Source organism: Bacillus cereus group sp. N6, assembly GCF_016483705.1.
Taxonomy (GTDB): Bacteria; Bacillota; Bacilli; order Bacillales; family Bacillaceae_G; genus Bacillus_A; species Bacillus_A wiedmannii.
This window is the reverse complement of sequence record NZ_JAEHBI010000004.1, coordinates 116,126-139,061: the sequence shown is the minus strand read 5'-3', so window position 1 is coordinate 139,061 and position 22,936 is coordinate 116,126. Positions and strand designations below refer to the sequence as shown.

Here is a 22,936-nt window from a genome sequence, read left to right as displayed (position 1 = left end):
AAATAAAGGGAGAGAAATAAATATGAATAACAATGAAATCTTCGCAATGTATATGAACACATTAAATCAACAAGCACAGGCTCTTAATCAACAAACACAAGCTTTACAACAAGGCTTAACTTGGATGCAACAATCAAATACTGCACCTGTTCAACAAGAACAGTCTGTAGATGTTAATACATTAGTGCAACAACAAATAGATGCTATGATGCCAGCTTTAATGAAGCAAGCGGCGGAGGCTGTACAACATACAAATGAAGTGCCAGCACCATTCATTCCTCCACAACCAATAGTGGAAGATATCGTAGAAGATCCTGCACCACAAGAATATGTACTTGGTAACAAACAGTACGATTTATATGTTCGTATCGATAAACCATGTGAAGGATGTCCATTCGCATCTTCATGTGCTTTAAAGGCTTCTCACATTGCACAAGAGTGTGGAGTTATGAATATGAAAGAAGCAGCTGTTGATGCAGGTATTATGGAAGTGAAAATTGAGGTAAACGAACAAACAATGACAACATCTTACCTTGTTTATAAAGATGGTCAATTCATTGGTTCTCTTGCTGACAATAGAGAGAACAAAACAATTCGTGCTGAATTAGAAAAGTATATGGGTCACACTGTTCGCGTAATGACTCACTTAAAGAAGAATGTAGCAAACTCTACTTTCACTGGATTATATGCAGAGATCTTAGAAGTAGTTGAAGAAGTAAAACAAGCTCAACCAGTTCAACCTATTGTAGCACCATCTATGTTTGATGAATCAATTCTTATTCCAGAAGTTCAATATCCAGAACCACCTACACAACCAGAAGAAGCAACTCTAGACTTAGGTGACATCGTTCTACCGATTTAACAGAGCGGGGATTATCCCCTGCTCTTTTTCTTTTATATAGACAGATAAAAATTAAAGACTTAAAACTAAAAAGCCAATTATAAGGAGAGATTTCGATATGACTAAAATTATGACAAGAGAAGATTTAAGAATGCACCTACAAGCACAGATTAACGGTGAGAGTATTAAGCAAGTTCCTAAACCTGTAGATACTGTAACTGTAGCAGAAGATATTATAGATAGCCCTAAGCCTGTATTCAATGTAGATCAAACTACTGAACCGGTTCAACCAAATAAACGCAAGAAGAAAAGAGATATTGTATTAACACCTAGTCAACAATCAGTAGTTAGCAAGATTAAGAGATGGTACTCTACTACTCATGGTTATGGAAAGTTTGAGTTAGCAGGGTTCGCTGGTGTAGGTAAATCTACTGTTGTTGACTTTATCTTAGAGGAGCTTGGAATTAGAGCGGACCAAGTTCGTATGTGTGCACCAACTGGTACTGCTTCACTTGTATTAAAAGAAAAGACACCTGGTTACTCTTGCTCTACACTACATCGACTATTCTATGTGCCTGAGTTAATGAAAGATGGACGTACTCGCTTTGTTCCTTCTGCAGAAAACTTATATGGTGTAAGACTAATCATTGGTGATGAGTTCTCTATGACAGGTAGACGTATGGCTGAGGAAATTCTTCCTATGGCTAAGAAAGCTGGATGCAAAGTATTAATCGTTGGAGATCCAGGTCAGTTGCCTCCTGTAAAAGATGAAGAGTACTTCTTTGTTAATCCAGATGCAATCCTTACTGAAGTATTACGCCAAGCTGCAGATAATCCAATTGTTGCTTTATCAATGGCTATTCGTCAGGCTACAGAAAATGGAGCACCATACATCTTCCCTAACAAAGATCAGAACATTGGTGGAAAAGTATTTGTTGTTAATCGCAGTAGAGTATCTATTGCTCAATATGCAAAGGTAGTTGCTAATGGCGGTGTTGTTATTGCAGGTATGAATAAAACTCGTCAAAGCTTAAACCAAGCTATTCGTTCACATCTTGGCTTTAATCAACCAGTTCTTATGGATGGCGAAACTGTTGTAATCAAAGAGAATATTGATGGTGGTACCAATGGTGAGATTCAAGTCACTAACGGTATGCGCGGTACAGTATCTGAAGTTAAGAAACTAGGCAATGGAAATATTAAGTTTAAGTTTGTTCCTGAAGCATTTGATGGACATCGCTACATTGAAGTAAACGAGGATATATTGTTTGAGAGAAAGACAGCTTCTGAGATTCGTAAAAAGAACAAAGAGCTTAAAGTTCAAGGGCAACGTGAAATCCCATTAGGTGTAGAAGTTCAGTTTGGATATGTTATTACTGGACATGCATCTCAAGGCTCACAATGGAAGACTGTATATGTAATAAATGAAAGTGGAGTATTTAACCGTGGAGCAGATGGATATAAGAATGCTAACAGATGGTTATACACTGTAGTTACACGAGCAGTAGAAAACTTAGTAATTGTAAGATGATTTATAGGAGTGGGGTTCTTCCCTGCTCCTGTTTTTATATGTGCGTTTATATAAAGAACGTAGATATAAGGACGGGATTTACCCGGGCCTTCGGCCGGGGCTGTTGCCCACTGCTAACGCATTGGTCAACCGTATAGGTGCTAACGCACCCTCACTAACGTTCAGGCTAACGCCTATACTTCCGCCTATAAAATGTAGAGCGGGAATCTTTAACTGGACGTGCCCTCGTAATGGATAGGGGCTAACGCCCTATCCGATAGTGATGTAAAGAATGGTTTGGATATAGAACTGGACGTTTGGTTCTGTACCCAGAAGGATAACTCCTTTACCTTTCTTGAGGTAATAATTCCTCTAATTAAATATAGAGTACGTAAAAGTTTAAGTGTACTACTCAAGGGGCTAACTCCCCTACCTTTTTTGATTTAAAAATTTTAATTATGAAATGGAGAGATTTTATTATGACAACTCAACAATTTACACAACCACAATACGGACAACAGTTTGGACAACAACCACAATTTGGTCAACAGCAACAGAAGCAGTCTGACCCATTCTGGTATCGTCAAAATAGTAGTTATCTGTATGGTGTAACAAATGCACCAAGCAATATGCAGTTAGGTATTGAGAATATCTCATTGAAACCTGCATCTGCTAACCAAGTGCCACATGGCATTATGTTCAATGGTTTATTGCGTTCTGTTATTGGTAGTATTTCATTCCAAGTTCGTATGAGTCCTCGTACACAAGCACCATTCGTACAGACTATCTCAACTGAAAATGGAGTAGACGCACAATCAGGACAAAAGAACTATTGGGAGCACATTAACTTAACTCCACAAGTTAAAGCTCAAATTCTTCGTTTTGCTGAAGCAATGTTGACTGGACAAGTTCCTATGCAACAACAAATGCCACAGCAACAATTCGGAATGCAACAACCTCAACAACAATTTGGTATGCCAATGCAACAGCCTATGAATCAAGGTATGTATGGTATGCCAATGCAACAACAGTTTGGTATGCAACCGCAACAGCAAATGCCTATGCAACAGCAACCAATGCAGTTCCCGCAGTTTGGTCAACAAGCTCCTGCTTATACGCCACCTGCACCTCAAAATATGGAACAACAACAACCTGTACAGCCTGCTCAAGAAGAGCAACCAGTTGAAACAGGAGATAAAGTTGAACCACAAATTAAAGAAGATGATTTACCAATCTAAGAGAGAAGGTATCCCCTTTTCTCTTTTTTATTTATACAAAAAACTAAAATCCGAAAGGTGAGAATCCATCATGTTAGAAATCACAACGAACGAAAATTCTATTTACCTTGCAAAAGAAGAAACAAAAGGTTTAGTTGCTGTAGTAGCCAGAAAGATTGAGGAAGGTATTATCGAAATCACTTATTTCTGTAATGGCGTAACGAAGGTACTTAAATCTGCAAGTCTTCTAGCATCACGTATGATTGCTGGTCTTATGGAAGCTGACTATGCAGAGGTAGATAAAGCGGTCAGAGGTGTTGCTTAATGCAAAAAGGTTTTGAAGGCTTAATGATGTCCAATGTATGGAATGGTCTTCGAATAAAGAAAGAAAAAAATATAAAGAATATGCCCTTACATGTATTACGTGTAGATGGTGGCAGTGAAAAAGTCGTGTTCCAAGACGTAGAGGAATTTGATTTTCCTAATGAATACACCCTAGTGGGAACATGCACCATTAATAATCGGGAACACACATTTGAATATATAGCAAAATTCGGGAGGCAGAACTCTACTATTATAGGGTTCTTGCCTGTAGATGAAAGGAAGTTATCATAATGAAGATTAACACTAGAGAATGGTTAGCAATGTCAAAAGAGGATAGACTTCTTTGCATTCGGTTAACTGTAGCGGACAACTTAATGGAACAACGTAAACGTCGAAGAGGCTAACGTCCTCTTCCTTTTTTGTATCTAAATATATTCTAAGGAGAGATATTAACATGTTAGAAATTCAATCATCAGTTTGGTACCGCACAGTAAACGTACCAGTAAGAACACACAACAAGGAGTACGGTTTAAAGGATATTAAGGTGTATCCTGCCAATGCATTACAGAAGTCATACGGTATGGTTTGCAACTGTATCTTATATTTAGTTTGTGGAACGATTCGCGTAACAATTGCTGAATCAAAGAATAATCCAGGAACTATATACCTAATCACACCTGGACAAACACAAGTTGAAGTACAAGGTAATCCACAGTACTACGAGAATGTTCAGCTCAGCTATGAGTTGAAAGCACAAGTATTAAAGTATGTTGAATCGTTAACGAAGCAGGTTTAATCCCCTGCTTCTTTTTTTATGACAATTAAATAGGAAGATGAGGTCAAAAGTAATGAGTACCTTATTCGAAGGTTATACAAAGTTCGAAAGTAAAATTGATAGCAACAAAGATATTTGCATTACCATTGATGGAATACCTACAGTGATTGAGTATTCCTACCATTCTATCAAACGTAGTAAGCACCGCGTCGTATTCGAAGCTGCTGTCATAATGATGATTCAGAATGCGTTTGATGAAATACTAGATTTACACAACGATGAAAGATTTATCGTAATTGACAAAGAGTTATGCATCTCTGTCATTGGTTCATTAAGAGGAGTTGGAGGTGACATCATAATCAGTATTGTTTCTGTTATAGATTCTGATCAACCTACCAATCCTTATGGCACATACACTATTGCAATTTAAGGAGAGATCGTCATGGAAGGTAACGGTTGGCTTTTATTTATTGGGATGTTATTAACGTTTGCTTTATTTATTCGTATTTGTATCACAGTTTTTAATACTGATTCTGGTACTACTGTTAAGAAAGAAAAGAAGAAAGTTGATTCTAAGTTTGAGCGAGTTAATCAAGTAGAAGGTATCCTATATGCTGATGACTTAAAGATTAAGACGTTTAACATCGGTGAGCTTGCAGTTGATAACGTTACAGTTAAGTTGTACAACCACGTAGGTAAACCTGTACAGCCGACTGATATTATTTTCAATGGTCAATCTATATATGCTTTTGCCCCAGTCGGGACTTCTTATCGTGAGAAAGCAGAATATGCTATCCAAGTATTAAAGAACAATGCCAATCAAGGTGCGTTGTCTTTCCGTACAGTGGATGAGATTGAACACATTCTAATTGAAGTAGATAACCTGAATGACTATATCAATGAAGGTAAGGTTTCTCAAATCAGCAATGATTCTGAGGATTTTGTTTGGGTAGGCTAACGCCTCCTTTATATCGGGTGGGGCTAACGCCTCATCCCTTTTTGTGTATTAACAATAACTAGAACGGGGAGATTTAATCATGAATAACTTATATGGACAATTTCAATCAGACGTACAAGGTGCGGCTAACAATATGATGACTCAACTACTATGTGCAGAGAAAGGCATCGACTATAACCAGTTAATGCAACAAGCTCAAATGGCACATGTAAATGGTATCCTACAAGCTGAACAACAACGTCAAATGGCGAACTTAGTGAAACGTCATTATCAAGGAAACAGTGGTTCTATTGTTTCTAAGATTAAAGATATGTTTGTTCCGGAACCTGCACCGAACATGTTCATGCCTATGGCTCCTATGCCTGGTATGCAACCAATGGTACAGAATCCTATGCAACCACAACAAGGGATGACTCCTCAACAGGCGTCGTCCTTTTTAGTTCCACCTCAACCAACTACTGCAGAGATTCCTTTAGAGGACAACTCTCGTATAGAAACGCTTGAGAAGAACATGGAACAAATGATGCAGATGATGAACCAGCTTATGTCTGCTCAACAACAATCTTAAGAGGGGATCACTCCCCTCCCCTTTTTTAAATATAGGACTACCGACGTCCATTTTGATTTTGACTATCTCCCCTTAGTCAAATGTAGAACTACCGACGCCCATGTCCTATATCACATCCACGACTGTATTACAAGTCTAGACATTGCCTAACGAGATGGTTAGGTTTAGTCGTCTATTTAAACCGGAACAATAACAAACGCGGAAAGAGGATTACGTGAAACACTTTTCAACGAGACTATCCGTTATCAAAGTAGATGACAGTTCCTACTATATAGGACTGCAGTTCTATCACTCTGATACTTGGATGACATTCAAACATATATCTCATCGCTACTCTTCACATGCTGAAGCTGCGGCATCCTATGAAAAACTCGATCGCCTTGGTTACATGGATCCCGCTCTATATAGTCATGAGCTATATAAGTAGCGTTGGGGCGTTAGCCCCAGACTCTGATACTTACTATATAGGAGGAAATACACATGAAGAATCCACCACTTAATCCAGGGTTTACCCCTGCTCACTCAGCAGCTTATGCAATGACATCAAACATGAACGACGTAGTTGTAGTCGGACTGAATCACTATACAAAGAAATACTTAGCTTTCGTAATCGAAGGTGACATCGAAATGGATGCAGTCGTTAACTTAAACAGCCCGTATCTGGAACTATTCGTACCGGAAGAATTAATCGAAACAGGAAACTCACTAGCTTGGATGTCGAAGGAAGAACTACCGACACCCGTTTTCTATGCAGACAAACTGATCCCTGCATGTATCTAATTTTATTCACTAAGGAGAGATTACTATTATGCCAACATTTATCGTCAACATTTACGAACGCACTTGGGCCTTCACTAAGTATGAAGTCATCTATATAGATACCGACGGCACCGTTACCCGCAAAGAACGACGTGTCATCAACTGGGTCAAGAATCCGAAAGAAGTCGCATATCGTCGCGCACAAAAGATGGTCGAAGAATGGCAACTGTCAGCTAATGCTGCTCATGCATTCGTTACCTATATAGTAGACAAAAAACCTGTCGCTGTTGCCTGACAGGGGCTTTTTCAAATTAGGCTGAAACACCTCCTCTCGATGGGGGTGAAGCGGGTCTCCGCCCCTTCTAAGCCTTCTGAATGTCATAGGTTTTAGTGGTGGTCTATCCCCTCTCCTACCTGTACGTAAACATAAAGTATGTGATTCTCCCTATATAGTAGACGTCTATATAGTGGTGTGTGTCTCTGTCTATATAGCAGTAGATAAAGAGAATGTCTATATAGTAGATGCACATAATCATAGGGTAATAGTCTAAGTGTTTGTCATATATAGAGAAGTACAAACGCAGTCATATCAAGGGTTTGGAGGTTATCAATCGAGAGAATGGTATTGGTATGTCTATATAGTAATGCTGTCTATGGCAGTGTTAACAGTCTTTATAGCTATTGGTCTACTGTCCTATATAGAGTTGTCATCATAGGTCTATATAGTAGTAGATGTGTAGTTCTATATAGTCGTTATGTCATAGTGTTATGTCTATATAGGTATGTATATATGAGTCTATATAGTGGGTTATATAGAGAGAGAAGAAGCAGTGAATTTGTTTCCGGGGAATTTTCCCGCCCACTATATAATATATATCATTTCGGTATTTTTCGGTCGATTTCACAAAAAAGTTTAGGAGTGTATAAGAATATGAATCTAAATCGTACTATAAGTTTTACCCCTACTGAACTAAAAGTTATCTATAAGAAATTAACTGATGCTAGACTCACTGAAAACGAGAGACGTTTAATGTCACATATAACAATGAAGGTAGCAATTGAAGGTAAAGTCAGAGTATAAGGAGAGATTACTATGTTGGAAGTTTATATAGGTTCTGCACAGCATGAGAAAGTTGCTGCTATGGTACAAGTCTTTATTAATGTTTATACAGGTGAACATGTAGATGTTAAAGAGTTAGAAGGTCGTGTCTTACATCATACATTCACTGATTCATGCGGAAGAAAAGTCATGATGTTTAGGAGGAAATAATATGGATGATGTTCAAGCGTTTATATCTAAGAATCAACACCAGTTCGGTTATGTTATGCAAGTAGCTAGTGAACAATGGAAGAAGAAAGATCCTGTTGGTGCTTTAACTGTTGGTCCTTGTAATTACTATATAGAGAAACATGGTGACTATCATACCGTTCTTGATAAGTTACAAAGTAATGAAACTGCAGGTATTAAACAATTAGCTAAATGTGTTGAGACGTTACAACAGATTCGCTTTATATGTGATAGAGCAAAAGCTACTTATGTTGAGAAGAAAGATGTAGATGACATATTAGAGTTACTTAAGGGAAATGTGTAAAGGAGTTGTTGTGTAGTGACTATCGTTAAGGTAATCATTCAACCTAGCTTTGGTTCGTTTAAGCCTAAGAGAGATTTTCAAAGGCTTATAGATAAAGTAGGTATACCTTTGTGGAATATTGCCGGCCGCGTTAATTCAGCATACGTAAAGTTTGTTGAAGAGAACTCTGACGACAATGGTATTTTACAAGGTAAAGATTCTTGGTCTTATCTTAAAGTTAAAGAAGTTGATACTTCTAGACCGTGGATGATAAACGATTATGACGGATCAGAATCTATTAAATATGTTGACTATAAAGTTGTTAACAAACAATTAAACTATGTCCAATTCATATCATAGGAGGAACAGTCATGGTACTAACATATGCAGAAGAAATTGAACTACGTTATCTATTCCTAAAAGGTTTTACATATTTAGTTCGTAATGAAATCGGATCAGTAAATGTATTTGTTAATAAACCACATCGAGACAAAGAAACGAACTATATCCCTCATGGTAAAACTAGAGGTGGATATGATATGTGGATTGAAACTAAGACTCCTATATCAATAGAAGAACAACGTAGATGTAGAGCTGTTGAATTAGGAGAGTACAAGTTTGTTACTTGGAAGTCTGAACCTATCTTAATATCTGACCTACTAAGTGTAGATAAAGAAAAAGAAGTATATGTATTGCTATCTGATGGTGATGGAACTATGCGCTCGACGGATACACCATTCGGAGTTGCAGTTAAAACTGAAGCTGAAGCGAAGCGTTTTGTTTCAGAAGGTAACTGTGGCTACACTCAATCATATGAAAAACTAACTGTCTTTGACGATAAAGATGAAGCTATTCATTTTGCATTTAATAAGGAGAGATAAGAATGAAGTTTAGAAACTACAAGCAACTGTTAACGGAATTAAATAAAACCAAACAAGTTATCCTTACTATTAGCTTATGGACATACAACAGCAAAAGAATGGTCTTTAAAGTTCCATTCGAACAAATTAAGAATTGTGTAGATGAGGATATGGTGTTTGGCTACTCTGAAAAGGTACTTAAGTTCACTGCTTTAAATGGTCAGGAGTTTAAGTCCCGATTAAATAAATTACGGATATCTAAGATTGATTCTGTAGAAGTTGTAGAACGACGCCCTATGTCATTTGGGGAGATTGAGGAATTAGTTAAGTCTATTCGTAACGATGTTAAACAAGATGCTTATGATCCGGAAGAGATCCTTCTTCTTTGCGATAAAGTCAGTGAAGTACTAGAAGAAAACTTAACTCTATGGTGTCAAAATGGTGGATTACAAAAGGCACTGAAGATTGCCCAAATATGATTAAGTTTATTAAACGTCTTATATGTAAACATAGAGGTCATGATTGGGATACTTACACAGTTGCTACTGGTTATTGGAGTTATGACATAGAACAAGCTGGGTATTGTACAAGATGTGGTTATGATACACATGGGGAATACTTAAAGCATTAAAAGGAAGTGTTATTATGTGCGAAGTTAAAGATGATGTTGTTATTCTTAGGAAAGATACAAATGTTACTTACAGCCCTGGTACTCCTGATAAGTTTACTGCTAAAAGGCACAATATCTTTCTACGTAAACGCAATGACAAAATTAGTTTAGATATTCGAAATGACGGCTACGATGCGAATGGCCAACGTAAGTCTATTTTAAACGGATGCTCATTAACTAAAGAAGAAACTCAGTATTTAATTGAACAGCTTCAAGGATTACTTGAAGAAGATGTAGTAAAAGAATGCTATGGCTGTTCTCACTTCACTCATACAAAACAAGGTTGGTATACTGTTGGATATTGTAAGTTAAAAGATACAACAACTGATGATAAAGATGTATGTGATAAATTCAAAGCAAGACCAAATAGAAAAGTATCATAAGGAGAGATAACATGTCAGGTATAAACAACACTATTCACGATTGTCTTATTAGTGTAACTGGACGCACACCGGAGCAGGATTTAATGAAGCGAGTTATCCGCCTCCTCCCTGCTTCTATCTTATTATTAGCTGAACACTGGGGACCGAACGATACAGAGTTCAGAGACGAAACATTGGTTTGGATTAGTAACAACAAGAAAATGCTAGAAGGTGAACTTTGTGGAATTAACTAAAATCGTAGAAACATTAAAAACATGCAATGCAAAGGTTTATTTAGTAGGTGGAGCTGTTCGTGACTTACTATTAGACATCGCACCAAAAGATAAAGACTATTGTGTCACTGGTATATCACAAGAAGGATTCGAGAGTCTCTTCCCTACTGCTATGTTACAAGGTAAAGACTTCCCTGTTTATCGTATGGATATTGATGGAGAACTTTGTGAAGTAGCATTAGCTAGGAAAGAACGTAAAGTATCTGAAGGTCACAATGGTTTTGTTATCTATGCATCACCAGATATCACTATCGAGGACGATTTAGCCCGTCGCGATATTACTATTAATTCAATGGCTATTGATTTAGAAACAAATAAATTAATTGATCCGTTCTATGGTGAACTTGACTTACGAACTGAAACGATTCGTGCAACTACTAAAGCTTTTTGTGAAGATCCGCTTCGTGTGTATCGTGCTGCAAGATTTGCTGCAGAATATGGTTTCTTTATTGAATACAAAACATCGACGATGATGAATCAACTTAAAACAGAGTTGTTATCACTACCTATTGAACGTGTATTAGAAGAAACGAAGAAAGCATTCATGGCTCGTACCCCTTCCCGCTTCTTCCATGCATTAAAATCTGCAAATGTATTAGATGTTCATTTCCCTGAAATTGATTGCTTGTCAGAACTTGAACAGAACTTAATGTACCATCCAGAAGGAAATGTATTTGAACATACTATGCAAGTGATTGATTCTGCTCGTTATCTTGCAGATGAATTACCTGTTAATAGTGAACTAGTAGTTATGTTCTCTGCCTTACTTCATGATGTCGGTAAATATGTAACAAAAGGTATTCACCCTGTTAAAGGTACTCCTACTTATATTGCACATGAAGCAGAAGGTGTTCCAATTGCAGAACAATTTCTTGACCGCTTTAATTTAAAATCTTACAAGAAGGCTATCTTATTCAATGTAGCTAACCACATGGTTTTCCACGACGCATTCACTGCAATGAAGAATGGTAAAGCTGTTGATTTTATGGAAGGTAAATTTGAATACAGTGGTAGTGATTATATAAGAAAGCCAGGTCTTCTTCCGAGTGTCGGTTGGGCTCAAGATTACATTACCGTATGTATTGCTGATACAGTTGGTCGAATCCGCAACCCGGAGCTACTACCTGCTGTTCTAAAAGTTGTATCTTACATGTTACGTGTATTTAACACTGAAGGTACGCTTAACTTTGATGAACTGATTAGAAAGTTACTGTTCATTACCGGTAGTTATGAATCAGCTAAGAAACTAACTGTTGATTTAATTATCGCTATCAAGCATAAGCGTATCATGGATATGTATGTAGAAAATTCAAATGGTATCGCCTGTCTTCTTGATATTGAAGAATTAAAGAAGACATACAAAGGTGAAAAGTTAGGCTTAATGATTCATAAGGATAAACGTGCACAGCGCACTGTCATTATGAAGAATGCTCGTGAACAAATGACTAAATATATGGGGAAAATGGTATGAATCAAGAACTAACGCCAAGCGAATACTTTGAAATTATAAAAGGTAAAAAGAATACAATAGATGATCAAGAACTCGTAAACATCTATGATAACTGTCTTACTCTTTTGAACAAATACAAAATCACTGGCCAAACTAAAGCTATTAAGAAATTAATCTTTCATTTAGAAACAATTGAAAAAGAACGTAGCATTGTGCAGGCTGGTATCAATACATTTGTTTACCGTGATGACATTGAAGAATTTATTGAGAACATTTCTAAAGATACGGTTAAGATTCAGGATCTTGAAAGTTATGAACGAGAAATACCTGATGATGTTGTTGCTGTTTTAGAAACTGTTAAAGATAAGTTCGACCAGTTCTATGTTGTGTTCACGGATTATACAGGTAAGGTTGAAAAACAAGTAACGAAGGAACGACGCGACAAGGACCCTATCCTCTTCGGAACATTCCAAGATGAGAAAAGTAGAACGGTTATTGACCGCTTCTATTTTATTGGCGATTGGGAAGATGAGTATTGTGACCTTACGCTGGATAAGATGGTTAATAAAGTACAAGCTTCTAAGGGGAAAAATATTTCTATGACAATTAAAACCCCTATAGATATTAAAGAATTAAAAGAACAGCTTTCCCTGCTAGAAGAACATGAAAACCGCTTTATGATGGGCAATAAACAAAAACCCGGTTTCTTCAAGAAGATATCTACGTTCTTCTCTAAAAAGCATTGAAAGCAAATATAGATTTAACAGCTAATCAAGATTTTAATAAACCTGCTCAAAGAAAGCCTTGGTTCTTACATGAAAAGACACTTTCTATATTATCTAGTCGCTTAAGTAAACCTATTCCCTGGGATCAGAACGACATCTTTTCGATGTTAGGTTCCACTCCGAGAAATAGTTTAGTGCCTATTGGTAACAAGGAAGCTATTAAGAAAGAAAAGCGGTGGGCTAAATTTGAGCAAGGTCTATCTTGTGAATGTTGTGGTAAGGATTTATCGCTTATGCCTTGGAACATGACTTACAGCTTATGTACTCCATGTGATGAAAAACTAGACATGGGTAGGAATGGACGAACGGCTATCTTGAATTTATAAAGGGGAATTTATGTGAGAGCACTTATTGAAAACAATATGAAACTACTTATAGAAGAGAAATTAATCCGCACTGATGTAGTAGATCGTGCGATGGTTAACTTAGGAGGTTAATAACCTATGGGTGATTTAGCAGATGATTGCTATGAAGCAGCTATGCGAGAAATGTTCTCCATACAAGAAGCAGTTACTAAATATACTGTAAATGTTCCAGACCAAAAGGTTATTGATGATGTTATCCAATCTTTTAAGGATAATCCAGTTGATGAATCAGATAAACATGAGTGCTTAGCACGAGATATATTGATTACAGTAGCTAGAACCAAAACACTAAGTATTAAACAAAAGACCCGTTTAGTGATGGTATTAGTTGATCGGTACACGGTTGGATATGAATGTAATTATGATTTATAACTCAAGGAGGGCTAACGCCCTCCCCTTTTTTGATTTTTATTCTATTTACTAAGGAGAGATAAATATGAGCACAGTAATTGAAGCATTACCATTTGGATTAATAACACCAAACACAATTGAAAACACCGTTGAAACAATTGTTGATCCATTAGTTGAGAAATATGATTTAGAACAGGTTGAAATTAACTGGACAGAAAAATCTACCTTAGCTAAAACAAATGAATTTGTGGCTTATTTTAAAAAACGTTTGAATCAATTTCTAGTACGTAACGAACGTATTGAAATGGCACATGAAATGAAACATTCGATTGCTGGTGGTTTTCTTTCAGATTCATATATGAAGAATATACCAGAATTAAATAATGAAGAATCTTATCTCGTGACTGAGAATAAATATAAGTCTAAAGATATTGATGTGTTCATGGAAGTTCCTGTATCAGCTTTCAGAGGATTAGATGTTGAAGCATTTATTGAAGAAATACGGGAAGAATTAAAAATAGCTAGTGGTAGCCCATTCTCTTGCCCTACTTTCAACATTAAGAAGTTTGAAAGAAACTATACATATGAATTCATTTCCGTTCCGTATATCTTTGAAGTAGGTATCGATAAGATGACTAGAATCGAATTAATACTATGTCGTGATATTGAACGGATTATGGATTTTGATATCTCAATTAGACACTTCTTTAATTTTGGAGGTACAGAGGTTTATGCGGCGAAGTTTGCTATTGAGGACATTAAGAAAAAACGATTGTCTGTAGTGTGTCCAATCACACCTAAGAGCACATTGGTTCGTCTATTCTATTTCAAGAAACGTTATGGTTTTTCAATCCAGTATACTTCCTTCAATATATTAACATGGGTATTCAAACAAAAAGGAAATACTCCTGAAGAACTAATAGAATATGTAACTACTGTTGAGAAATTTAAATATGACTTCGCTCTTAGAAGCTATCTGTACAACATGGTTCTTGTTTATCTTGAGGCATATACAGAAGCTGCAGATGGAAATGTATCTCGAAAAGAATTTGTATCTCATGAACTACACAGCGTTTTAGCTAATGAGAAGATGTATCGTCACAATCTGTTTGTTAATGATAATGTATCATACTTCGGAGAATTCAAAATGAGTTTCCCTTACTCTGACTTATTCCGACCTATTTACACATTCATTACTAACAATTCTCTTTATGATGTGATGTTTGCAACCGCATTTCCACATGGTTTCTTCGGCAAGTTTTACAAGCATCTGAATATGGGTAATAACTTCCCTGCTTTCTTAGATGAACATGGCTTAGAATATCTTGAAGTGTTAAAGAAATGTGTGTACTCTCCTTACGAATTAATCATGACGTATGTAGAATACGAAGAAACTAAGTCCAAAGAACAAGAATTACGTGATAAGCGAAAGTTTGAATTAGAACTACGCAATCTATTTACGCTTACTAGTGATCAAGACAAGTATCGTTATCTTAATAAGAAGTTTATTAGAAAACTTAAAGCTGGTTATCAATTACACCGAACTTCGCTTCCAGACTATTTTAATGAAGAAGACATTCCTTCTTTCTTAAAATTAGCTAAACCAGAACCAGTTGAGTTTTATAATGTAGGGGCTCCTACCCCTATAGATGAGGACAATTTACCATTTTAATAGGTTATTAACCATGTGTCGTAACTCTTTCTCAGCCATATATACGGTTGACTACACCTACCCATGCGGGGAGACGATACATGGTTTTTATATTGATTTCAAAATTGGAGGGATTTAAACATGAAAAAAGTAACTGATCTTAGTAAAAGATATTGGAAATATATATTAGTCGCAATTATAGCATTATACATTGGTAGCACAACTGGTGGTACATCCACTACAGAATACAATTCAGTATTAGATAAAAATAAAGAACTATTAGCTCAATCGGATAAGCTTTCTAAAGAAAATAAAGAACTACAAGCTAAAGTTGATGAAGCAAAGCCCTACTTCGCATTAGCTGAACAAGAACGTCAAGCTAAGATTGAAGAAGGAAAACGAAAAGAAGCTGAAGCTAAGGCTCAAAAAGAAGCTGAAGAAAAAGCTAAAGCTGAGGAAAAAGCACGAGCAGATGCTGAAGCTAAAAGAGTAGCTGAGGAAAAAGCTAAGAAAGGTTATGATACTGGAATTACTTACGACCAATTAGCAAGAACTCCTGACCAATTCAAAGGAGAGAAAGTTAAACTTAAAGGTAAAGTAGTTCAAGTTATGGAAGGTACAGGCAAAACTCAAATTAGATTAGCTGTTGGAAGTAACTATGACACTATCTTATTTGGTGAGTTCGATACTTCAATTGTTCAATCAAGAGTTTTAGAGAATGATGTAATTACAGTTATGGGAACATCTACTGGTATATTAACTTACAAATCTACAATGGGCGGGAACATATCTATTCCTGGAATGTCCATTGAAAAGATCGAACAATAAAAACTTACATTCTAGGGGAATGAACTACAAAGTAACATATTAACCTAGAAAGATTATATTCTAGGGGAATCTAACGAATACTATTAGATTCTCATACCTCCTCCCCTTCCATTTTGGTTAGGGTTGTTTAATTTATCAAAGAATTATCAAATGTTTGGGGGTGTTTATATTGGCTAACAAATCTATTAATCAAACAATACATAGAATCGAGGTGAGCTGTGGTGACCCATAGTGAACATGTTGCACTTGGAGACTTAGTTGTAGTTGACACTGGTATCCTTGGAAAGTTGGTTTACAAAGTAACGAATGACTTTCTTCATATCAAACTTGAGAATATCGACAATGGCTTTGAATACAATGAGGTTTTCAAAAGTCTTGGTGAGCTAGATGAATTCATTCGTAAGCATTCTAGCAATATACGGTTAGTTGCTTTACATTAGAAGCATATCCTGGGACACATTCTCATATACTCTTAGTAAAGAAAACTAGGGGGATACATATGAAAAAGAAAAAGCGTGTAGGTGAACCAACAAATAAAAATAAGCCTAGAAAAACGGATGGACTACCTTCTAAGAAAAAGAAAGTACGATCTGGAGCTTATTGCTAATCTTTATCTATTGAAAACTAATATTCTAATGAATATATTAAACCACGGCCAAATAGGTTCGTGGTTTTTTGCATTACAAAAACTAAACTTATATTATTGGAGGAATTTATTATGAAAAAGAAAATCGTAGCATTCACAATGGTTGGAGCATTATCTGTAGGAGCAATCGGAGCAGCTGCAAGTTCACTTGGCTATTACAAAGGAACTGGTGTATCTAAATATGTACTACCTGCCCTATCATCACTTGTTGAAAAAGTTGATACGTATGAAAGTAACGAAAATTACTTACTTGATAAAATTGAAGGTCTTAAGTTTGCTGCATCAGACAAAATCAATCATGCAAATGATGTAATCGCTGAAAGAAATGCAGACATTAAAAACTTAGAAGAACAAAAAGCTACAATTGAAGGACAAGTTGCAAAACTAACTAAGGATCTAGAAGCAGTTAATGCTGAATTAAACTCTAATGAAGCTGAACTTGCTAATACAAAAGGTGAACTTCAAACAACTAAACAAGCACTTGCTGAAAAGATCGACGCATTAAATAACAAAATTGCTGAATTAGATACTACTACTTCCCTTCTTAAGACTGCAAATGAAGATAAAGAAGTATTAAAAGGTGAAAAAGCTAAATTACAATCTGAACTAGATAAAGCAAATGCTGAGTATGACAAAATTGTACCTGCAGCAGTAGAAACAGCTAAGCATTTAGACAAACAAAAACCTGCTGATGTTTCTAAAGTAGATACTACTATCCCTAATGTTGAAGAAGGTTCTAACAAAGGGAATCACGGAAATCATGGTAACAACGGGAATCATGGAAACCAAGGAAACAAAGGCAATCAAAATCAACAATAATTAACTCATGTAGGGGCTATCGCCCCTACCCTTTTTGTTTTCTATGAACTCAATTTCTATTGTTATTGTTTTATTTAAATAGCAATTGCGTTTGCAGAAAACTAAACCTGTCACCATGTTACGACACTTCTTAAATTATCTTAGGAATGTGTCCTAGACTTATTGTTTTGGGGAGAAGACATTTGTTCGGTCATATGTCGAATCTAAGTTTCTTGTAAAACACTATTATTTTTTTCATAGAGTACTTATTAGTTAACTTGTATTGACTTTTGTACTCAAACCGTTATGTTTGAAAAGCTAAAATTACACTTCCGGAGGGATTATTAATGGTAGAACTAAATGAGAAAGAACAATTAGAAGAATTAAAGGAAAAGATCGGTGATATCAAATCTGATCTCGTTATTCATATTGAAGAACAGTTCAATGAAATCTTCGCATTAATTAATGGACGTATTGAAGAAATATGTGATGAAGAACATGATGATGAATTCGAAGATCATGATGAAGAAGAACAAGAAGAATATGAAGAGCGTGATGTTCGTGATGAACTTACTTCTGAACAAGCAGCAGAAGCTACAGTCTTATCCGCAAGCATTGCTTCTCAAATTCAACGAGCTAATCAAGAAAACAGTGATGAAGAAGCACCGGTAGTGGTAATCAGCTCCCCTGCTCCATCTTTAGCTGAAGATATAAAGAATCAAATTGATGGAATAAAAACAGTTGCAACAGAAACACCAGTAAATCTTACTGAACAAATTGCAAAACAAATTGCTGATAAAAATAACATTGCTGTGGTTGTACCTGCTGCGTCTGAAGGTATAGTTGATATTCCTAAACCAACTGAAGCAACGCCTCGACCATTAGGTCAAATTATTGAAGAACTACGTAGTGGCGTAAATGCTGGTGTTGAAGCAACTTCAGCAGAAAAAACAGAGCAATTAGTAGAACAAGCTACTACACAAACTCCGGATGCTAATGCTACAAAAGCATCAGAATTAGCACAAGATATCAAAGTGCAAGTGTTATCTGATTCAATAAAAAAGCAATTATAATCAATGACGGAGTTGATGCAATAAAGGAGAAGATCACCTAAGGGAAAGGTGGTCTTTTTTTGTTATTACTTATACATACAAATTAGGGCATAAATATAAAAACGGGACAAAATGTGGATGCAATACACAAACTTGGACTTTTAAGATACAGAGAGAGAATTTAAAAGGAGATGTTAATAATGGAATATGGATTAGTTGTTACTGATGTAAAGATGAAAATTAAAGATGGTAATGGTATGAAAGCGATTTGTAATATTGTAGTAAATGGTATGTTGGCTCTTAATGATATTAGGATTGTAGAAAACAGAAGCGGAAAACTAATGGTTGCTATGCCTTCTAAGAAAATGGGCGATGGTAGATTCAAAGATTTAGCTAATCCTGTCAATGCGGAAGCAAGAAGAATAATTGAAGATGCTGTAATTGGTGAATACAATAAGCTAACTTCTTTAAGCAACGAACTGTTCGCACTTATCGGCTAATACTATAAATAATACTAATAATAGATTTATCGTTATATAAAACAATTAAACTAGTACGTTAACAATTAAATAGGGAATATAAAGTAACACATATAGAGAACTGGTAACAAGCCAGTCGGGACCATTATATAGGTCATCCAAGTTAAACTAGGGAAAGTTAGGACTTTTGCATTCTTTTTAGTGGATTATATGATATTGGACGTTTTTCCACTAATTATTAGTTAAATATATTATAATTTCGTACTCATAACATACAGATATATACCCACCATGATGAGATACACCCAACAGGAGGAAATAAATATGAAAAATTTTAACAACATGCAGGCTGGAACAAACGAAGTGGCAATTTACATGGATTCTTTAAAAGACGGATTAGAAATTACAGCGATGACTAAAAATATTTCTAGATTTATTGAAAAAGAAGTAGTTGGCACAGGACGGAATTTCAAAGTTGATATGTATGCATTGGCTGAAAATGGATTATTAGGATTCGAACAGTTAGCTTCTTTCGAAAATGGCTTGAATACTGAATTCACAATAGGCAATAAAGTTGTCACAAATAAAGAGTCTAAGTATGTTATGGTTGTCCAATGTAAGATGAAGCTGAACACACTCAACAACTTAAACAAAATACAAAAGTTGGTTTATGAGTTATACAGTGCAAACCCCGCACTAGCAAGACAAGCACTAGAGAAAATGACACCCGAAGATCGTTCTGTTATGGATGTAGCTCTTAAATTTGAGCGTTAATATAGGGGGTGTTAATTTTTACACCCCTCCCCTTTTTACTTTTAGAAAGCTACACTTTATTAACCTAGAATACACTGTTTTCTAGTGAAATCTAGTATTTTGTAACAAAAAAAGAGCCTGGGATTTCTCCCAGACTTCTTTTATTTATTGTCTTTTGTACATGCCTAGCATAGCAGATGCTGCTGCTGAACGAGCACTATTTTGAGGAGCTTCTTCTTGTTCCTCTTGTTCTTCAGTATCTTCTAGAACCTCATCATTTTTTTCTTCAATGATCTCTTCTACTTCTACTTCTTCAGGTTCTTCAACGTTTCTTTTTACTTCTTGTACTTCTACCGGTTCTCCACCTACGTAGACCTTCACTTCTTCAGAACTACTCTGAACTTTTTCTACTTTCGCAGGTTTAACTGGAACAGGAATAGTTTGTACTTGTTGTACTTCGGGTTCAACTGTCGCAGAAATATATTCATATGGATTAGGTGGCAAACCATTACGTCTAACCATCTCTTGATACATTAGACTTTTAATCCATCCACTAAAATTTCGAACACCAACACTCTGAGCATAATCATATAGCTTAGCATCATTCACATTAAGAGTATTGAAATAAACCGTTTTGTGTTGTTGGTTAGCCGGTTTTTTCTTTTTAGGCTTATTAGTACCTTCGTTTCTAGCCAATTAAATCACCCTTTTACCGCAGGAGCGAAGGCTTCTTTAGCAATAAAGTATAGTCCTGCCGCATTTGCGTATATTGGTTTTAGACTCTTACTCTTTCTTGATAATGCAAGCTCAGGTTTCATGATTTCCATTTGGTAGTTGTTGTCTTTTAGTTCATTGAATGCATCTGCTAACTGTTCTGAATACCCACCACAAACATGAAGTGTTGAACCTTTTGGCCATTTTAAAGCTTCGATTGAACCTTTAACTTTCTTCGCAATCATTTCAGCTGTTCTATTACCATACATATTTTTGTAGAATTCTACTCCATTATGGATAGTATCTGCTGCTGTCGGTACAAGAATACCGTTAACGAATGCTGCAAGATTGATAGTTTGTGAACCAGCATCAACAACATAAACATTTTGAGATGTGAATTCATTTGAGAAGAATGCAGCCGCACCTTCTGGTAATACAATAATATCTTTAATACGAATATTTAAAGGAACGTCATTGAATACAACTTCAATTGGGTTACCATTATTTTTAAATCTCTTTTCAATCTCTTCAAGTTCTTCAGATTCAGAAGCGCTTACTAGTGGTGTTCCATAAGCTAGATAAACATTAATATCTTCATCATCGAATTTCTCATATTTGTCTAAGTATAAGCAAATTCCACCTAATGCGCGAATAAATGCAGTTTCATCATTTTTAGAACCAGTGCTACTATGGCTATCAACGCCTAGTGGATTGAATGTTTCAATAAACTTAGCATGGTCTCCTAAAATATATCTTTCATCATTAATCGTTAACTCGAATCTGTTTTGAATTCCTAATGCATTTCCGAATTTCATCATTTTTGGTGGCTCAAGGATAGTAATTGAAGGGAATGATCCTTCTCCTTTAGGTCCAACGATTTTAACTGCGTTTAGACCTGCATCTACTCCAAGAATTAAATTTTGTGTCATAAATCGAAACTCCTCTCGAAAAACTATTATTATATGTGTTCGAGATTCATTTTAGCACACATTACCAACAAAATATAGTAGAATTCCACGACATTTTATGATTTTTTATTACATTCTAATTTATTCTAGGGGAATCTAGTTTCTGTTTTGTTTTAAGCTAGCCTTATACAGCTAGCTAATCACTTTCTTTTGACGTTTAGCAGCATTTTCTCTAATACGGTCTACTAGATTATTAGCGAAAAATGCAGGTTCGTATTCAATTACTTCGCCTTGAGATTCATACTTTTTAATGTTCATAGCATGTCTACCTATGGCATTTAATACATCTACCTTGTGGAATGATACAATTTCAGCTTCTGCAAGTGTCTTCTTTACAACGTTAAGTGCTTTTAAATCTGGACATATTCCTACTTGTTCAAGAATAGAATCTAATAAGGCATAATTAGTTCGTCGAGAAACGATAGTGTTTTCTTGTTCGTCTTCTAATGGATCTCCACTATTTTCTTTAGAAGACTTATTTAAGTTGGGTTCCTTCTCGTTGGGATAAATCTCACTAGGGTAAGGATAACTAGAATAAAGATCATTAGTGTGTACATTTTCCTCCCCTAGGGCTGGAATATCTGCATCCCCTGGGGGTGGAATTTCTCCTTCACTAGGGGGTGTATTTTCTCCTACCCCAGGTACCGGAATTTCTCCGTCCCCAGGGGTGGAATTTTTACTACCCTCTTTTTTCACACCATACTTATCCATAGCAGCAGCTATACACTCTTCTAGAGTTTTTAATGGTTCTTTCTTCTTTTTCTTACGCATTTTAACGTGTTTATAGTATTCTTTTTCACCTAGGAAATGTGCTAACGACGCTCCACTAGAATCTGGTTCATTCAAGTAGATTCTATTAGCGCCACCATCTACTGCTTCTGTCGATACTAGTTCTTCAGCTATAAGCTCGTCCATGAACTTAGTAACAGTTTTGTTTGATATGTTTAATGAGAATTCAATTTCTTGATTATCTAAAATACAGTAGATGTCTCCTTTGTCATCTACAAAAGCAGGAGCTTCACTTCCATTAGCTACTGACATTTGCGTTGTGTATATAGATAGATTGAATCGATCTCTTACTAACATGTATAGTAATTTAGCACCGCTACTTAAGTTCTCGCGGTATTGTTTCTTCCAGATAAGTACCTTAGGTAATTTGTAAAACTCTTCGTTTGTTACGTCTTTTATGTTGATTCTTTTTTTAGACATGAAAAAAGCCTCCTGATCCATTAGTAGTTTGATAGTTTACTAAGGACAAAAGACTAAAAAAGGTTAAGAACCGTATTTTGTACTATTGAAGATGATAGTTTTTCATGATACAATAAGTACAAATCGAAATTTTATTTTTTACATTACAATTTTGACTCGAAACGAAATTGTATGTGTTC

The 22,936-nt window shown here is 35.9% G+C and carries 32 protein-coding genes; 29 read left to right on the top strand and 3 right to left on the bottom strand.

The window, feature by feature from the left end; all coding sequences use genetic code 11:
• Nucleotides 1–22: 22 nt before the first annotated feature.
• The 29 genes from JDS99_RS05650 (at nucleotide 23) to JDS99_RS05510 (ending at nucleotide 19,887) form a co-directional block, all read left to right on the top strand.
• On the top strand, nucleotides 23–862 hold the full coding sequence (locus JDS99_RS05650; RefSeq protein WP_199694725.1) for a hypothetical protein: 840 nt from the start codon (nucleotides 23–25) through the stop codon (nucleotides 860–862).
• Nucleotides 863–959: 97 nt separating this feature from the next.
• The gene (locus JDS99_RS05645) at nucleotides 960–2,372 is read left to right on the top strand and encodes an ATP-dependent DNA helicase (RefSeq protein WP_242475673.1); all 1,413 of its coding nucleotides are present in this window, start codon (nucleotides 960–962) and stop codon (nucleotides 2,370–2,372) included.
• Between the two features lie 458 nt (nucleotides 2,373–2,830).
• Nucleotides 2,831–3,589: a hypothetical protein gene (locus tag JDS99_RS05640; RefSeq protein WP_242475671.1), complete on the top strand. Its 759-nt coding sequence runs from the start codon at nucleotides 2,831–2,833 to the stop codon at nucleotides 3,587–3,589.
• A 70-nt stretch (nucleotides 3,590–3,659) separates the two neighbouring features.
• Complete coding sequence (locus JDS99_RS05635) at nucleotides 3,660–3,893, top strand: hypothetical protein (protein ID WP_098265236.1); 234 nt, start codon at nucleotides 3,660–3,662, stop codon at nucleotides 3,891–3,893.
• On the top strand, nucleotides 3,893–4,183 hold the full coding sequence (locus JDS99_RS05630; protein ID WP_098265237.1) for a hypothetical protein: 291 nt from the start codon (nucleotides 3,893–3,895) through the stop codon (nucleotides 4,181–4,183). The genes JDS99_RS05635 and JDS99_RS05630 overlap by 1 nt, the downstream gene beginning before the upstream one ends.
• A gap of 163 nt (nucleotides 4,184–4,346) precedes the next feature.
• Nucleotides 4,347–4,688, top strand: coding sequence for a hypothetical protein (locus JDS99_RS05625; protein WP_098265238.1), 342 nt, complete (start codon nucleotides 4,347–4,349; stop codon nucleotides 4,686–4,688).
• 142 nt (nucleotides 4,689–4,830) lie between these two features.
• Complete coding sequence (locus JDS99_RS05620) at nucleotides 4,831–5,097, top strand: hypothetical protein (RefSeq protein ID WP_242475669.1); 267 nt, start codon at nucleotides 4,831–4,833, stop codon at nucleotides 5,095–5,097.
• Between the two features lie 12 nt (nucleotides 5,098–5,109).
• The gene (locus JDS99_RS05615; RefSeq protein ID WP_139888878.1) at nucleotides 5,110–5,625 is read left to right on the top strand and encodes a hypothetical protein; all 516 of its coding nucleotides are present in this window, start codon (nucleotides 5,110–5,112) and stop codon (nucleotides 5,623–5,625) included.
• 79 nt (nucleotides 5,626–5,704) lie between these two features.
• Nucleotides 5,705–6,193, top strand: a complete 489-nt coding sequence (locus JDS99_RS05610) for a hypothetical protein (RefSeq protein ID WP_139888877.1) — start codon at nucleotides 5,705–5,707, stop codon at nucleotides 6,191–6,193.
• A gap of 480 nt (nucleotides 6,194–6,673) precedes the next feature.
• Nucleotides 6,674–6,973, top strand: coding sequence for a hypothetical protein (locus JDS99_RS05605; protein WP_242475667.1), 300 nt, complete (start codon nucleotides 6,674–6,676; stop codon nucleotides 6,971–6,973).
• Between the two features lie 28 nt (nucleotides 6,974–7,001).
• Nucleotides 7,002–7,247, top strand: coding sequence for a hypothetical protein (locus JDS99_RS05600; protein WP_050266886.1), 246 nt, complete (start codon nucleotides 7,002–7,004; stop codon nucleotides 7,245–7,247).
• Nucleotides 7,248–8,045: 798 nt separating this feature from the next.
• On the top strand, nucleotides 8,046–8,222 hold the full coding sequence (locus JDS99_RS05595; RefSeq protein ID WP_199694722.1) for a hypothetical protein: 177 nt from the start codon (nucleotides 8,046–8,048) through the stop codon (nucleotides 8,220–8,222).
• 1 nt (nucleotide 8,223) lies between these two features.
• Nucleotides 8,224–8,544, top strand: a complete 321-nt coding sequence (locus JDS99_RS05590; protein ID WP_199694721.1) for a hypothetical protein — start codon at nucleotides 8,224–8,226, stop codon at nucleotides 8,542–8,544.
• A 108-nt stretch (nucleotides 8,545–8,652) separates the two neighbouring features.
• Nucleotides 8,653–8,883, top strand: coding sequence for a hypothetical protein (locus JDS99_RS05585; protein ID WP_199694720.1), 231 nt, complete (start codon nucleotides 8,653–8,655; stop codon nucleotides 8,881–8,883).
• A gap of 11 nt (nucleotides 8,884–8,894) precedes the next feature.
• Nucleotides 8,895–9,404: a hypothetical protein gene (locus JDS99_RS05580; protein WP_199694719.1), complete on the top strand. Its 510-nt coding sequence runs from the start codon at nucleotides 8,895–8,897 to the stop codon at nucleotides 9,402–9,404.
• 2 nt (nucleotides 9,405–9,406) lie between these two features.
• Nucleotides 9,407–9,862: a hypothetical protein gene (locus JDS99_RS05575; protein WP_085782804.1), complete on the top strand. Its 456-nt coding sequence runs from the start codon at nucleotides 9,407–9,409 to the stop codon at nucleotides 9,860–9,862.
• The gene (locus JDS99_RS05570) at nucleotides 9,859–10,014 is read left to right on the top strand and encodes a hypothetical protein (protein WP_199694718.1); all 156 of its coding nucleotides are present in this window, start codon (nucleotides 9,859–9,861) and stop codon (nucleotides 10,012–10,014) included. The genes JDS99_RS05575 and JDS99_RS05570 overlap by 4 nt, the downstream gene beginning before the upstream one ends.
• A gap of 14 nt (nucleotides 10,015–10,028) precedes the next feature.
• Complete coding sequence (locus JDS99_RS05565) at nucleotides 10,029–10,436, top strand: hypothetical protein (protein ID WP_199694717.1); 408 nt, start codon at nucleotides 10,029–10,031, stop codon at nucleotides 10,434–10,436.
• An 11-nt stretch (nucleotides 10,437–10,447) separates the two neighbouring features.
• Complete coding sequence (locus JDS99_RS05560) at nucleotides 10,448–10,669, top strand: hypothetical protein (RefSeq protein WP_199694716.1); 222 nt, start codon at nucleotides 10,448–10,450, stop codon at nucleotides 10,667–10,669.
• On the top strand, nucleotides 10,656–12,179 hold the full coding sequence (locus JDS99_RS32540; protein ID WP_199694715.1) for a tRNA nucleotidyltransferase/poly(A) polymerase-related protein: 1,524 nt from the start codon (nucleotides 10,656–10,658) through the stop codon (nucleotides 12,177–12,179). The genes JDS99_RS05560 and JDS99_RS32540 overlap by 14 nt, the downstream gene beginning before the upstream one ends.
• Entirely contained in the window at nucleotides 12,176–12,904 is a 729-nt protein-coding gene (locus JDS99_RS05550) for a hypothetical protein (protein WP_199694714.1), read from the top strand. The genes JDS99_RS32540 and JDS99_RS05550 overlap by 4 nt, the downstream gene beginning before the upstream one ends.
• Before the next feature lie 482 nt (nucleotides 12,905–13,386).
• Nucleotides 13,387–13,680, top strand: a complete 294-nt coding sequence (locus JDS99_RS05545; protein ID WP_085782797.1) for a hypothetical protein — start codon at nucleotides 13,387–13,389, stop codon at nucleotides 13,678–13,680.
• 64 nt (nucleotides 13,681–13,744) lie between these two features.
• Nucleotides 13,745–15,331, top strand: coding sequence for a hypothetical protein (locus JDS99_RS05540; protein ID WP_199694713.1), 1,587 nt, complete (start codon nucleotides 13,745–13,747; stop codon nucleotides 15,329–15,331).
• A 120-nt stretch (nucleotides 15,332–15,451) separates the two neighbouring features.
• Nucleotides 15,452–16,138: a toxin regulator gene (locus JDS99_RS05535; RefSeq protein WP_199694712.1), complete on the top strand. Its 687-nt coding sequence runs from the start codon at nucleotides 15,452–15,454 to the stop codon at nucleotides 16,136–16,138.
• A gap of 221 nt (nucleotides 16,139–16,359) precedes the next feature.
• Nucleotides 16,360–16,578, top strand: a complete 219-nt coding sequence (locus tag JDS99_RS05530; RefSeq protein WP_199694711.1) for a hypothetical protein — start codon at nucleotides 16,360–16,362, stop codon at nucleotides 16,576–16,578.
• A 278-nt stretch (nucleotides 16,579–16,856) separates the two neighbouring features.
• Complete coding sequence (locus tag JDS99_RS05525; protein ID WP_199694710.1) at nucleotides 16,857–17,603, top strand: coiled-coil domain-containing protein; 747 nt, start codon at nucleotides 16,857–16,859, stop codon at nucleotides 17,601–17,603.
• A 326-nt stretch (nucleotides 17,604–17,929) separates the two neighbouring features.
• Nucleotides 17,930–18,655, top strand: a complete 726-nt coding sequence (locus JDS99_RS05520) for a hypothetical protein (protein WP_199694709.1) — start codon at nucleotides 17,930–17,932, stop codon at nucleotides 18,653–18,655.
• A gap of 179 nt (nucleotides 18,656–18,834) precedes the next feature.
• Entirely contained in the window at nucleotides 18,835–19,134 is a 300-nt protein-coding gene (locus JDS99_RS05515) for a SpoVG family protein (RefSeq protein WP_199694708.1), read from the top strand.
• Between the two features lie 303 nt (nucleotides 19,135–19,437).
• A complete protein-coding gene (locus JDS99_RS05510) occupies nucleotides 19,438–19,887 on the top strand; it encodes a hypothetical protein (RefSeq protein WP_199694707.1) in 450 nt (149 codons plus the stop codon).
• A gap of 144 nt (nucleotides 19,888–20,031) precedes the next feature.
• On the opposite strand, the gene JDS99_RS05505 is transcribed toward JDS99_RS05510, so the two are convergent.
• The 3 genes from JDS99_RS05505 to JDS99_RS05495 all read right to left on the bottom strand — a co-directional run bounded on the left by JDS99_RS05505 (nucleotide 20,032) and on the right by JDS99_RS05495 (nucleotide 22,757).
• Nucleotides 20,032–20,562 (bottom strand): hypothetical protein, encoded by a 531-nt coding sequence (locus JDS99_RS05505; protein WP_199694706.1) that lies wholly within the window; start codon nucleotides 20,560–20,562, stop codon nucleotides 20,032–20,034.
• Between the two features lie 5 nt (nucleotides 20,563–20,567).
• On the bottom strand, nucleotides 20,568–21,509 hold the full coding sequence (locus tag JDS99_RS05500; RefSeq protein ID WP_085782790.1) for a ParM/StbA family protein: 942 nt from the start codon (nucleotides 21,507–21,509) through the stop codon (nucleotides 20,568–20,570).
• A 171-nt stretch (nucleotides 21,510–21,680) separates the two neighbouring features.
• Entirely contained in the window at nucleotides 21,681–22,757 is a 1,077-nt protein-coding gene (locus tag JDS99_RS05495; protein ID WP_242475665.1) for a replication initiator protein A, read from the bottom strand.
• Between the last annotated feature and the right edge of the window lie 179 nt (nucleotides 22,758–22,936).